The 12,014-nt window shown below is 71.1% G+C and carries 10 protein-coding genes, 1 pseudogene and 1 riboswitch; of the genes and pseudogenes, 4 read left to right on the top strand and 7 right to left on the bottom strand.

Translation table 11 applies throughout. The features are described from left to right. The coding region (locus tag IEY33_RS14120) for an ATP-dependent metallopeptidase FtsH/Yme1/Tma family protein (RefSeq protein ID WP_188963925.1) at window positions 1–533 on the bottom strand (533 nt) is incomplete at its 3' end. Window positions 534–913: 380 nt separating this feature from the next. Here IEY33_RS14120 and dnaK point away from each other — a divergent pair. From dnaK to IEY33_RS14100, 4 genes are all read left to right on the top strand, one after another. Further along, a complete protein-coding gene (gene dnaK / locus IEY33_RS14115) occupies window positions 914–2,800 on the top strand; it encodes a molecular chaperone DnaK (protein ID WP_188963924.1) in 1,887 nt (628 codons plus the stop codon). A 99-nt stretch (window positions 2,801–2,899) separates the two neighbouring features. After that, window positions 2,900–3,541: a nucleotide exchange factor GrpE gene (locus IEY33_RS14110; protein WP_188963923.1), complete on the top strand. Its 642-nt coding sequence runs from the start codon at window positions 2,900–2,902 to the stop codon at window positions 3,539–3,541. Between the two features lie 45 nt (window positions 3,542–3,586). Next, window positions 3,587–3,877 carry a VF530 family protein gene (locus tag IEY33_RS14105; protein WP_188963922.1) on the top strand — a complete coding sequence of 97 codons (291 nt, stop codon included), beginning with the start codon at window positions 3,587–3,589 and terminating at the stop codon, window positions 3,875–3,877. Window positions 3,878–3,951: 74 nt separating this feature from the next. Continuing rightward, entirely contained in the window at window positions 3,952–4,866 is a 915-nt protein-coding gene (locus IEY33_RS14100; protein WP_188963921.1) for a DnaJ C-terminal domain-containing protein, read from the top strand. 62 nt (window positions 4,867–4,928) lie between these two features. On the opposite strand, the gene IEY33_RS14095 is transcribed toward IEY33_RS14100, so the two are convergent. The 6 genes and pseudogenes from IEY33_RS14095 to IEY33_RS14070 all read right to left on the bottom strand — a co-directional run. Beyond that, window positions 4,929–5,726 carry a glycine-rich domain-containing protein gene (locus IEY33_RS14095; RefSeq protein ID WP_188963920.1) on the bottom strand — a complete coding sequence of 266 codons (798 nt, stop codon included), beginning with the start codon at window positions 5,724–5,726 and terminating at the stop codon, window positions 4,929–4,931. Window positions 5,727–6,028: 302 nt separating this feature from the next. Next, on the bottom strand, window positions 6,029–7,450 hold the full coding sequence (locus IEY33_RS14090) for an MDR family MFS transporter (RefSeq protein WP_188963919.1): 1,422 nt from the start codon (window positions 7,448–7,450) through the stop codon (window positions 6,029–6,031). A 64-nt stretch (window positions 7,451–7,514) separates the two neighbouring features. Further along, window positions 7,515–8,048, bottom strand: coding sequence for a GNAT family N-acetyltransferase (locus tag IEY33_RS14085; protein WP_188963918.1), 534 nt, complete (start codon window positions 8,046–8,048; stop codon window positions 7,515–7,517). Further along, on the bottom strand, window positions 8,045–10,075 hold the full coding sequence (locus IEY33_RS14080) for a S9 family peptidase (protein ID WP_188963917.1): 2,031 nt from the start codon (window positions 10,073–10,075) through the stop codon (window positions 8,045–8,047). Before IEY33_RS14080 ends, IEY33_RS14085 begins: the two co-directional genes overlap by 4 nt. 98 nt (window positions 10,076–10,173) lie before the next feature. Continuing rightward, window positions 10,174–11,193: a homoserine O-acetyltransferase family protein gene (locus IEY33_RS14075; RefSeq protein ID WP_188963916.1), complete on the bottom strand. Its 1,020-nt coding sequence runs from the start codon at window positions 11,191–11,193 to the stop codon at window positions 10,174–10,176. A gap of 162 nt (window positions 11,194–11,355) precedes the next feature. Further along, window positions 11,356–11,481, bottom strand: a riboswitch (SAM riboswitch). Window positions 11,482–11,669: 188 nt separating this feature from the next. After that, window positions 11,670–11,990 (bottom strand): annotated as a pseudogene (locus IEY33_RS14070) (winged helix-turn-helix transcriptional regulator); the annotation flags it as partial. Between the last annotated feature and the right edge of the window lie 24 nt (window positions 11,991–12,014).

Genomic DNA, 12,014 nt, shown 5'->3' with positions numbered 1-12,014 from the left:
ACGACTTCGACGAGGTCGGCTTTGGCTTCGTCGGCGCCGGCGACGTCCGCGAAGCTGACCTTCACCTGCCCTTCCGAGTGCACTGTCGCCTTGCTCCGCCCGAAGGCTCCGGCGGCATCGCCGCCGCCCTGGCGGTTGCCGCGCAGCAGGACCACGAGCAGCACCACGATGAGCGCGCCGGTGAGGACGGTGCTGAGGACCGTGACCCAGCCGAGCCGTCCGGTGGACGCGAGCTGCACGGCCACGCCGCGCGCTTCGAGACTGGGGAGACTGATGAGGGGGTCGCTGCTGAGGGTGCGGGTGCTGAAGGTCGCGCCGCTGCGGAGCATGCCGCTGACGGTGGCGAGGTTGTTCTGGTTGGTGATGACGACGCGGCTCACCTGGCCCTGCGCGAGCGCGGTCTGGAAGTCGCTGAGGGCGAGTTCGCTGGTGTTGTCGCGCGGGGCGACGATGCCGATCAGGAGGAGCAGGGCGACGACGCCGCCGAGGACCCACCACGGCCAGACGGGCTTGCGGGGGGGCGGGGTGGTCATCGGGGGGTGCTCCGCCGGGGGGGGTGTGGTGCCGTGCCGATCCTGCGCCCTTCGCGCTGAGCGGGGCGGCGCCCTCGTGCCGCCGGCCGTTCAGTTCGCGCCTGACCTCGCCTCTTCATTCACCGATTCTACGCCGCCGGGCGGCGCGAATGTGGGGGCTGGAGACAGAGTTCGGGTGGGGGCGTGCGGGGGTGTGCGGGGGCGGGGTAGTGTTCACCCGACCTTAAACTTGAGCGTACTGCACTCAGGTCTATTGACTGCACCAAACTGTGGCCTTATGATGTGTGGCGTTCAGAACTGCTTCCGGCCAGGGAGCAGAACTCCAGCCACAGCAGTCGAAACACACCACTCCACTCCAAGCACCACCACACGAGGTCACTATGCCGAAAGCAGTCGGAATCGATCTGGGCACCACCAACAGCGTCATCGCCGTCATGGAAGGCGGCCGTCCCGAAGTCATCGTGAACGCCGAAGGCGCCCGCACCACCCCCAGCGTCGTCGCCTACAAGGGCGAGGAGCGCCTCGTCGGGCAGATCGCGCGCCGCCAGGCCGCCCTGAACCCCGCCGCGACCCTCTTCGAGGTCAAGCGCTTCATCGGCCGCAACTGGAACGAAGTCAAGGACGAAGCGTCCCGCAGCCCCTTCACCGTCAAGGAAGGCCCCGGCGGCTCGGTCCGCATCGAAGTGAACGGCAAGGACCTCGCGCCGGAACAGGTCAGCGCCGAAGTGCTCCGCAAGATGGTCGCCGACGCCAGCAGCAAGCTCGGCCAGAGCATCAAGGACGTCGTCATCACCGTCCCCGCGTACTTCGACAACAGCCAGCGCGAAGCCACCAAGCAGGCCGGTGAGATCGCGGGCCTGAACGTGCTGCGCGTCATCAACGAGCCCACCGCCGCGGCCCTCGCCTACGGCCTGGAGCGCAAGGGCAACGAGACGGTCCTCGTCTTCGACCTGGGCGGCGGCACCTTCGACGTGACCATCCTGGAACTCGGCGACGGCGTCTTTGAAGTGAAGTCCACCAGCGGCGACACGCACCTGGGCGGCGCGGACTTCGACCAGCGCATCGTGGACTGGCTCGCGGGCGAGTTCCAGAAGGAGCACAACTTCGACCTCCGCAAGGACAAGCAGGCCCTGCAGCGCCTCATCGAGACGGCCGAGAAGGCCAAGATCGAACTGAGCAGCGCCTCCGAGACCAGCATCAGCCTGCCCTTCATCACCTTCGACCCCGAAACGCGCACCCCGCTGCACCTGGAGCGCACCCTGAGCCGCGCGAAGTTCGAGGAACTGACCTCGGACCTGCTGCGCCGCGTGCGTGAACCGGTCCAGCAGGCCCTGAACGACGCCAAGCTCGACGCCAGCAAGATCGACGAGGTCATCCTGGTGGGCGGCAGCACCCGTATTCCCGCCGTGAAGCGCATCGTGCAGGACATCATCGGCAAGACCCCCAACGAGTCGGTCAACCCCGACGAGGCCGTCGCGCTCGGCGCGGCCGTGCAGGCCGGCATCATCCAGGGCGACAGCGCGCTCGGCGACATCGTGCTCGTGGACGTGACGCCCCTCACGCTCGGCGTGGAAGTCAAGGGCGGCATGATCGCCCCCATGATCACCCGCAACACCGCCGTCCCCGCCAAGAAGACCGAGATCTACACCACCGCCGAGAACAACCAGCCGGGCGTGGAGATCGTGGTGCTGCAGGGCGAGCGCCCCATGGCCGCCGACAACAAGAGCCTGGGCCGCTTCAAGCTCGAGGGCATCCCGCCGATGCCCGCCGGACGCGCGCAGATCGAAGTGACCTTCGACATCGACGCCAACGGCATCCTGCACGTCACCGCCAAGGAGAAGACCAGCGGCAAGGAGAGCAGCATCCGCATCGAGAACACCACCACCCTCGACAAGACGGACGTCGAGAAGATGGTGCGCGAGGCCGAGCAGAACGCCGAGGCCGACAAGCAGCGCCGCGAGAAGGTCGAGAAGCGCAACGCGCTCGACAGCCTGCGCGTCCAGGCCACCCAGGCGATCGAGGAGAACGCCGGGGCCGACCAGGGCCTCAAGGACCGGGTCAAGGCGCTCGCCGACGAGGCCGAGGAAGCCATCCGCAGCGACGACGACAGCAAGATCGCCGACGTGCAGAAGCGCCTGGAAGAAGGGCTGCGCGAACTGATGACGGCAGGCCAGCAGGCCGGGCAGCCGGGCGAGGCCGCCCCCGCCGGGCAGGCCCGCAAGGATGACGAGGACGTCATCGACGCCGACTTCAAGCCCGCCGACTGAGCCGGGACCGCCAGCCGAACGACGCTTCACGGGGGGAGCGGGGAACGCGGGGCGCGAACCGCCCCCTCCCCGCTCCCCTCACCCATGACCGGAGACGCCATGACCAACCCCAGCAACCCCAACGAGCAGGACCCCCGCAAGACCACCATCGACGCCGACAGCGGCGAGACCGTCACCGAGGCCGAACTGACCCAGGCCGAGACCCTGACGGAGGACGAGGACGCCGACATGGCCGACTTCGACCCCAGCAGCCTGGACCCCAGCATGTTCGCGGGCGTGCAGGAAATGATGGAGAAACTCCAGAAGGCCGACGATCTCGAACGTGAGAACGCGGACCTGAAGGGCCGACTCGCACGCCTCGCGGCGGACTTCGAGTCGTTCCGCCGCCGCACCGCCGACGACGCCAGCGAAGCCCGCAACAAGGGCACCGCCGACGCCGCCGAGGCGCTCATGCCGATCTACGACGACCTGTCGCGCGCCACCGAGATGGGCAGTGCCGACCCGGCCAAACTCGTTCCCGGCATGCAGAACGTGATGAGCAAGGTCCTGAACGTCTTCGAGAAGCTGGGCCTCCAGTCGACCGGCCGGGAAGGCGAGACCTTCGACCCGCAGTGGCACGAGGCGCTGCAGGTGGTGCCGGGCGAGCAGGACGACACGGTGGTGCAGGTGTTCCAGCTCGGCTTCCGGATGGGTGACCGCCTCGTGCGTCCCGCGCGCGTCGTGGTCAGCAGGAAGGCCTGAGCCGCACGTGACACCCTGCAGCACGACGACGGCCCGGGGGGCGGCGTGACCGGCGCGTCCCCCGACCCCCTGCACGGCGTGACGCTCGCGCAGGTCGTGGAGCGCCTCCAGGCGTACTACGGCTGGGAGGAACTGGGGCGGCGCGTCCGCATCCGCTGCTTTCAGGACAACCCGAGCGTGCAGAGCAGCCTGAAGTTCCTGCGCAGGACGCCGTGGGCGAGAACGCAGGTCGAGGAACTGTACCGTTTCATGCTCCGCAAGCACCCGGACGCCCTCGAACGCATCGCCCGGCAGGGCGGCACAGACGCGGGGAGCACGGGCGACACGGACGCCTGACCCTCCCTACTCCACTTCCCCCGCCCCGACACACTCAGTTCCTGTAAGTTCCTGTACCCCCGAGGAGGACGCTGATGGCGTACAAAGACTATTACGACACGCTGGGCGTAGCGCGGAGCGCCTCCGAAGGCGACATCAAGAGCGCGTACCGCAAGCTCGCCAAGCAGTACCACCCCGACAAGAACGCCGGTGACGACAAGGCCGCCGAGCGCTTCAAGGAGATCGGCGAGGCCTACGCCGTGCTGTCCGACGCCGAGAAGCGCAAGGTGTACGACACGTACGGCCACTCCGGGCAGGTCCCGCCCGGCGCGTACAGCGGCGCGGGCGGCGCGGACTTCTCCGGGTTCGGCGGCGCGGACGGCTCGCAGTTCAGCGACTTCTTCCAGGGCCTGTTCGGCCGTGGAGGTCGGGGCGGGTTCGGCGCGCAGGGCGGCATCAATCTCGAAGACCTGCTCGGCGGGGCCGGGATGGGCGGCCAGGGCGGCATCGGTGGCGGGCGCAGGTTCGTGCAGAACGTCGAGGGCGAACTGCAGGTGTCGCTGCAGGAAGCGTACGCGGGCACGGACGAGACCATCAACGTGGACGGCAAACGCATCTCTCTGCGCGTCCCCGCCGGAACGCGCGACGGCGGCCGCCTGCGCCTCAGCGGCCAGGGTCCCGGCGGCGGCGACGTGCTCCTCACGGTCCGCGTGCTGGAAGACGCCCGCTTCGAACTGGACGGGGACGACGTGAGCGTCACGGTGGACGTCCCCGTGCACGTCGCCGCGCTCGGCGGGCAGGCCCGCGTCCCCACCCTGAAAGGCGACGTGACGCTCAGCATTCCCGCCGGGAGCAGCGGCGGACGCCAGCTGCGCCTCAAGGGGCAGGGGTGGCCGAAGAAGGGCGGCGGGGCGGGCGACCTGTACGCCCGGCTGAACCTGACGCTGCCCGTACAGCTCAGCGAGCAGGAGAAGGCGCTGTACGCGCAGCTCGCCGACCTCAGAAAGTAACCCGCCAAACACGAGAGGGCCGACCCGGACGCGCGTTCAGGTCGGCCCTCTCGTGTGGCGTGTCAGCTGCCGCAGCCGGACCCGCAGCTCGAACCGCAGCTGCTCCCGCCGTCCCCACCCCCGGTGTCGCTGCCTCCCGAATCGCTGCCGCCGTCTCCCCCACCGAAGTCGAGGCCGAAGAAGGACGATCCGTCACCACTTTCGCTGCTGCCGCCGCTGCCGGACGCGCCGCGAGCACCGGCCCCGAGGGCCGCGCCGAGCAGCGAGTACGTGAGCAGGCCCGTCACGCCGGCCAGGAGCAGGCCCGGCAGTGCCTGGCCGGCGGTCACGTACGCCACGCTGGCGGCCAGGATGGCGACGACGACGGGGAGGCGCGTGCGCCCCGCGCGGCGCGCACCGGCCGCACCGACACGCGGACCGTCACCGGTGCGCGGAGCGTCCGGGTCGGGCCACAGGTGGGCGGGCGGCGCCTCCCCGAAGGTGTCGGTGTACAGCTGCAGGGTGAGGCGGTACGCGGCGCGCGTGTCGTCGCCGACGGCCGATCGCGGCCCGGCGGGCTCGTGGTGCACGGGGCGGCGCAACACGTCGCCGCACAGGCGCTCCCAGTAGTCGCGGGTGAAGGTGAGGTGCTCGTGCCATGCGGCGTCCACCGCGCGACTCGGCGTGACGGAACGGGTGGTCGTGGCGGCCAGCAGCAGGAACCGGCGGTACTCGGTGAGGACGGCGGCCGTGTGCGCGGCGCTCCACTGTTGCTCGGCCGCGATGCGGGATGCGAGGAGGTCCGGGAAGGCGTACTCGGCGAGGCGGTCCGTCAGGTCCTGCGGGAGCTGCTGGTGGGTGGTGGGTCGGGTGGCGTTCATGTCGGTCCTCCCTGGGCGTCGGTGGTGTGCTGGAGGTACGGGCTGGCGGTGCGGGCTGGCTGTGTCGTGGGCTGGAGGGGCGGGTGCCGGTTGAGTTCAGTGTGCTGAGGGCACGTCACGCGCCGGTCATGAACGCCTCAAGGCGGTGCCCGGTAAGGTCAGAACACCGTCAGGGGCGTCCTCTGCTACACTCATGGGGTTGAGGCTCACGCCTGCCGGACGAACGACGCCGGACGCTTCCCGTACGGGGCGTCCGGCGTTTTCGGTCCTGGTGCCGGGGAGGGCCGCCAGCAGTGTCCTGTTCAGTCGTCGGCGTTCGCGGCGGGCCGGACGGGTGCGGCGGCGCTGGCGGGGATGCCCTGGCCGCGCAGGGTGAGGGACAGGGCGAGGCCCACGGCGACCATCACGACGCTGAGCACGAAGGCGCGTTGCAGGCCCGTCACGAGGGCTTCGCCGCCGCCGGAGATGGCGGCCGTGCCGATCAGGAGGCCCATGCCTGCCGTGCCGAGTGCGCCGCCCATCTGCCGGGCGAACAGCATGGCGCTGGTGGTGGCGCCCAGTTCGGCGCGCGGGGTGGCGCTCTGCACGGCGAGCAGGAGGCTCACCATGCTGAAGCCCATGCCCATGCCCACGAAGAAGCCCAGGACCGAGATCACGCCGAGCGGTGCGTGCGCGAGGACGACCATCAGCGCGAAGACCACGGTGAGGACCACGAAGCCGAGCTGCGTCTGCCGGGTGAGGCCCATGACGCGCATGAGGCGGGTGGTGATGATGCTGGCGAGCACCCAGCCGAGCAGCATGGGCGTGAGGATCAGGCCGCCGCTGGTGGCGCTGCCGGACACGTTCTGCGCGTACAGCGGGAGGTACGCGATGACGCCGAAGTACGCGGCGCCGCCGAGCAGGTTGTTCCACAGGCCGACGTTCGGGAGGCGCTGCGCGAGGGCCTTCATGGGGAGGAGCGGGGCGGGGTGGCGCAGTTCGACGAGGACGGCGAGGGTCAGGACGACGAGGCCCGCGCCGACCTGCCACCAGATGCTGAGGCTCAGGCCCCACACGAGCAGCCCGCTGCCGAGCGTGAAGAGGAGCGCGCCGAGCCAGTCGATCTGGACGCGGCCCGCGCGGCGCGTCACGGTCTCCTGCAGGGAACGCCACACCATCAGCATGGCGGGAATGCCGAACGGCAGGTTGACGTAGAACACCCAGCGCCACGAGACGTGTTCGGCGAGCACGCCGCCCAGCAGGGGGCCGACGAGGGCGGAGACGCCCCACACGCCGCTGATGAAGGCCTGCACGCGCGGGCGTTCCTGCAGGGTGTACAGTTCGCCGACGCTGGTGAGGGTGAGCGGCATGACGGCGCCCGCCCCGAAACCCTGGAGGGCGCGGGCGAGCACGAGGAAGGTCATGCTGGTGGCGGCGCCGCACAGGGCCGAGCCGATCAGGAAGACGGTGACGCCCGCGAGGTACAGGCGTTTGCGGCCGAGAATATCGGATGCGCGGCCCCACAGGGGGCTGCTGACGGTGCTGGTGAGCAGGAACACCGCGAACGGCAGGGCGTACAGGTGCTGGCCGCCCAGGTCGCGGATGACGCTGGGCATGGCGGTCGCCACGACGCTGGATTCCAGCGCGGCGAGGAACACGCCGAGGATCAGGCCGATGGTGGCGAGCAGGCGTGAGCGTGGCGGGACGGCGGGCGTGGCGGTCGCGGCGGGGGGCGGGCGGGTCATGACGGGCATCTTAAGGCCGTCTCGTCCCGCCGAATGGAGTGGAGGAGTGCCTTTGGACGGAAAGTTAAGGGTTGGGTGAGGAGGGGGCGGGGGCGAGCATGCGGTGGTCGGTGGTGCGGAAGCCGTGCCGTTCGTACAGGCGGACGGCGGCGGCGTTGCGGGCCGTAACGAACACCTCGCGGCCCTGCACACCCTGCGCGTCCATCCACGCGAGCGCGTGACGCATGAGGCGGTCGGCCGTGCCGTGGCCGCGACGGGCGGGCGTGACGTAGATCCACTGCAGCACCCCGAGGCGCAGGCCCATCACGCGGTCGTCGCGCACGCCCGCCTGCACGATGCCGGTCGGGTGCCCGTGCAGGTCCGCGCTCACGGTGACGAGGTGCGCTGCGGAGCGGTCCGCGCCCTGCAGTTCGGCCCACTCGCGCTCCAGGGCGTCCGGGGCGGGCATGACGGGCAGGTGCCCGTACGCGTCCTGCCACCACTGGCGGTGCGCGTCCAAGTGTTCCGCCAGCCAGGCCCGGACGGTGGGCTCGTCGCCGGGCGCGAGGAGGCGCAGCGTCCCGGCCGCGTGGGCAGGGTCCGGGGCGGGGGGCTTCACGGGAGGTGCCGGGCGATCCAGTCGAGGTACTCCTGCAGGCGCTTCACGCGCCGGTCGGGGCGGCCCGAGCGGCTGAGTTCGTGGTCCTCGTCCGGGAAACGCACGAAGCGGCTCTCTATGCCGTGCAGCTGCAGGGCCGCGAACCACTGCTCGGCCTGCTCGATCGGGCAGCGCAGGTCCTGCAGGCTGTGGATGACGAGCGTGGGCGTGCGGACGTCCTGCACGTCCCGCAGGGGACTCATGGCCCACAGGCGGTCCACGTCGTCCCGGCGGTGGAAGTTCCCGCCGAGCTCGTCGTCCCAGAAGCGCATGCCGATGTCGCTCGTCCCGCCGAAACTGATGAGGTTGCAGATGCTGCGGTCCGTGACGGCCACCTGGAAGCGCGTGGTGCGGGACGTGATGAGGTTCGTCATGTACCCGCCGTAACTGCCGCCCATCACGCCGGTACGGGCGGCGTCCAGGCGCGGTTCCTGCTGCAGGCACGCGTCGAAGAACGCCTCCAGGTCGGCGCGGTCCACGGTGCCCCAGCGGCCGTGGATGGCCTCGCTCCACGCCTGCCCGTACCCGACGGAGCCGCGCGGGTTGCTGTAGCACACGCCGTACCCGGCCTGCGCGAACAGCTGGAATTCGTGCATGAAGCCGTACCCGTACGCGGTGTGCGGTCCGCCGTGAATGTTGAGCAGTGCGGGCACGCGGTCCTCGCCGGGCGGGAGCAGGATCCAGCCTTCGCCTTCGCCGTCCTCGGTCTGGAAGGTGACGCGCCTGGGTTCGGCGGGCGTGAACGGGAGGTGCTCGCCGTGCCGGGTGATCCTCGTGCCGTTCAGGTGGACTTCGGTGGGGCGGGCAGCGCTCTCGCTGATGTGCGCGAGGTGCTCGCCGTGCGCGGTGAAGGCCGTCACGGCGCCGTGAGGGTCGTGCAGGCGGGGCGTGACGGTGCCGGCGAGGGTCACGTCGTACAGGCCGGCCGTGCCGCCCACGGTGTACGTCACGGTGAGGGTGGCGTCGTCCCGCCAGACGGGCCGGGTGGGGAAGCGGCCCACGTGCAGGTCGCCCGCCACGATGTTGCCCGCAGGGCGGTCCCAGTCGGGGTCGAGGCGCGTGCCGGTGCCGTCCGGGCCGAACAGGTAGACGTGCGCGTCGTGCGTGTTGATGCTGCCGGGGGGGCGGCCCACGCCCGCGAAGCGTTGCCCGTCAGGGTGCACGGCGAGCTGACCGATGGGCGCGGCCCAGCGCGTGACCTGGGTGGGCGTGGCGGGCGCGTCTCCGTCCGGCAGGGGGAGGCGGAACACGTCCCTCCGCCAGTGAATGGCGTCGTCCTGGGTGGCGCTGCTCACGAGGAGGGCGCCCTGCGTGCCGGGCAGCCACACGAGGTCGTCGATGTCGCGCTCCGGCGCGTGCCAGGGGCGGGTGGTGCCCTTCTGCAGGTCGTGCAGGTACAGGGCGGCGGGGGCGGGGGGCGTCATGCCGCTGCCGTTGGCGCGGTAGAGGACGGACGTGACGACGCGCGCCTCGCCGAGTTCGTCGCGGCGGTCCACGGCGTCGGCGCGCGTCAGGAAGCTCAGGTACCGGCCGTCCGGACTCCAGGCGGGGCTGCTGACGCCGGTGGCGTAGCGCGTGATCTGGCGGGCCTCGCCGCCCGCGAGGGGCAGCAGGTACAGCTGCGGGCGGCCGCTGCGGTCGCTGAGGAACGCGAGTTGTGTGCCGTCCGGGGACCAGCGGGGCGAGCTGTCACGCGCGTCCCCGGCAGTCAGCGGGCGGGGCGCGCCTCCGTCCGAGACGTGCACCGCACTGAAGTAGCGTGGGCGCTCCGGGTCCGGCGTGCCGGTCGTGCTGACAGTGCCTGCGGTGTCGGGCGTGCTGGCGGTGTCGGGCGTTTCGGGCCGGATGCTGGTCAGGACGAACGCGACCCGCGTGCCGTCCGGGGACAGCTGCGGGTCGGAGGGGAACTGCAGGGCGTACAGGCTCTCGGGGCGGGCCGCCAGGGTGGACGGCGCGGCGGGCGAAGACGGCAGCGGCGCAGAGGACATGGCCTGTTCTAGCACGCTGCCCGGCAGGCGGCAGAACGGTTCGCGGGGCCTGGCCGTTCCGGCCGGACAGGCAGCTCAGCGGTAAGCGCGGGGCGCGGTCAGCGTGGGGCGGTCAGGAAGGCGCGGACGCGCGGTTCGAGTTCGGCGGCGTCCATCAGGAAGGCGTCGTGCCCGTGCGGGCTCGGCAGTTCCCAGTACTCGGCGTTCGGGAGGAGGGCCGCGTGCGCCTGCACCTCCTGCGGCGGGTACAGCACGTCGCTGCTGATGCCGACCGCCAGGACGGGCGTGCGGATGGCGTGCAGTTCGGCGTCCGTGAGCGCGAAGCGGTCCATCGCCTCGGTCAGGGCGCAGTAGCTGTGCTCGCAGAAGCGCGTTTGGAGCTTCTCGCCCTGGTACTCCAGGTACGTGGCGATGGCGGGCGTGCCGGGGCGGGTGCGGCTCTCGCCCGACTGGGTGAGGGCGAAGCTGTCCGGGGAGCGGTAGCTGAGCATCGCGATCTGCCGTGCGATCTTCAGGCCCTCGCCGCCGGGCGCGAGCCGGACGGCGTTGCGGGCGACGGCGTTCAGGCCGGTCGCCCAGGGCGAGTGGCGGGCGGGCGCGCCGATGATGACGGCGCGCTCCACGAGGTCCGGGTAGGAGCGCAGCCACTCGTACACCTGCATGCCGCCCATGCTCGCGCCGACCACGCTGACCCGCTCGACGCCGAGGGCGCGCAGCAGTTCGCGCTGCACGGTCACCATGTCGCGCAGGCTGAGGGGCGCGCCGTCCAGTTCGAGTGGGCCGCTGCTGCCCGCGCAGCCGCCCAGGACGTTGCTGCACACGATGAAGTCGCGGGCCGGGTCGAGCGCGAGGCCTGCCCCGAACAGCGCGGGCCACCACTCGTGCACGGCGCTCGTGCCGGTCAGGGCGTGCGTGACGAGCGTGGCCTGCGCGCGCGGCTGGCCGTACGTGTGGTACGCGACGCGGACGTTCGAGACGGGGCGGCCGCTGTCGAGCAGCAGCGGGTGGTCGCGGAACAGCGTGACGGTGCGGACGCGTGGCGCGGCAGGCGCGGCGGAACAGTCCTGTTCGGTGTCCGCCGGGACGGGGCGTTGCAGGGTGGGGGTGTGGGCAGTCATGGTGCGGTCCTCCGGAACAGTCGGGGCGCGGCGGGCGCGGGCCGACGGGGGTGTGGTGTCCGGGGAACGACAGCAGCGTCCCCCTTCTCTTGGAGCCCGGCGCGGGTGGCGCGCGGGCGGCTGGAGAAGGGGGACGAAAGCGGTGACTTCGTGGGTGCCCTTCCCTTATCGTTCCGGTACAGCGGTCATCGTTGACCCGTATACCGGCTGGAGGAAGCACCGTGCCGTGATGAGGGCGGGTTGCTGCGCCGTCGTGGAGCCAGGTCTCTCGGGCGCTCTGGATAAAGGGGTGTCAGGCGAGGCTGACAGTTCAGGCTAGCGGGCGGACGGGGGGCAGGTCAAGGGCGGGCGTGGGGGGTGGGTCAGGAGACGAGCGCCGTTTCCGGGTCGGACTCGCTGTGGGGGCCGTCGCCCTGCACCTCCTGGGGGCATTCGGCCTGCGCGGCGACCGCGACGGCGTCCCCTTCCGGGTCCGGCGCGAGGTGCGCGCGGCCCCACGCGTCGATGGCGTCGATCACGGTCTGCAGTTCGCGGCCCGCTTCGGTGAGGCTGTAGATGCTGCGGGCCAGCTTGCCGGTCATGCCGACATCGGTGGCCTTGGCGACGATGTTGAGGTGTTCGAGCTGCTCCAGGCGCTGGGTGAGGGTGGCACTGTTGCACCCTCCGATCATGCGGGCCAGCTCGTTGAAGCCCCGGTTACCGCTCAGCAGGGCGCGCACGATGTGCAGCACCCATTTCTCCTGCAACACCCCGATGGCCCGGTATGCCGGGCAAAAGGTGGTGGCATGTTGACTCATGCCTGACAGTATAGGCCCGGAGGG

It is taken from the genome of Deinococcus aquiradiocola (assembly GCF_014646915.1).
Taxonomy (GTDB): Bacteria; Deinococcota; Deinococci; order Deinococcales; family Deinococcaceae; genus Deinococcus; species Deinococcus aquiradiocola.
Note: the sequence above shows the minus strand (reverse complement) of the source record. Positions and strands in the feature narration are given on the sequence as shown.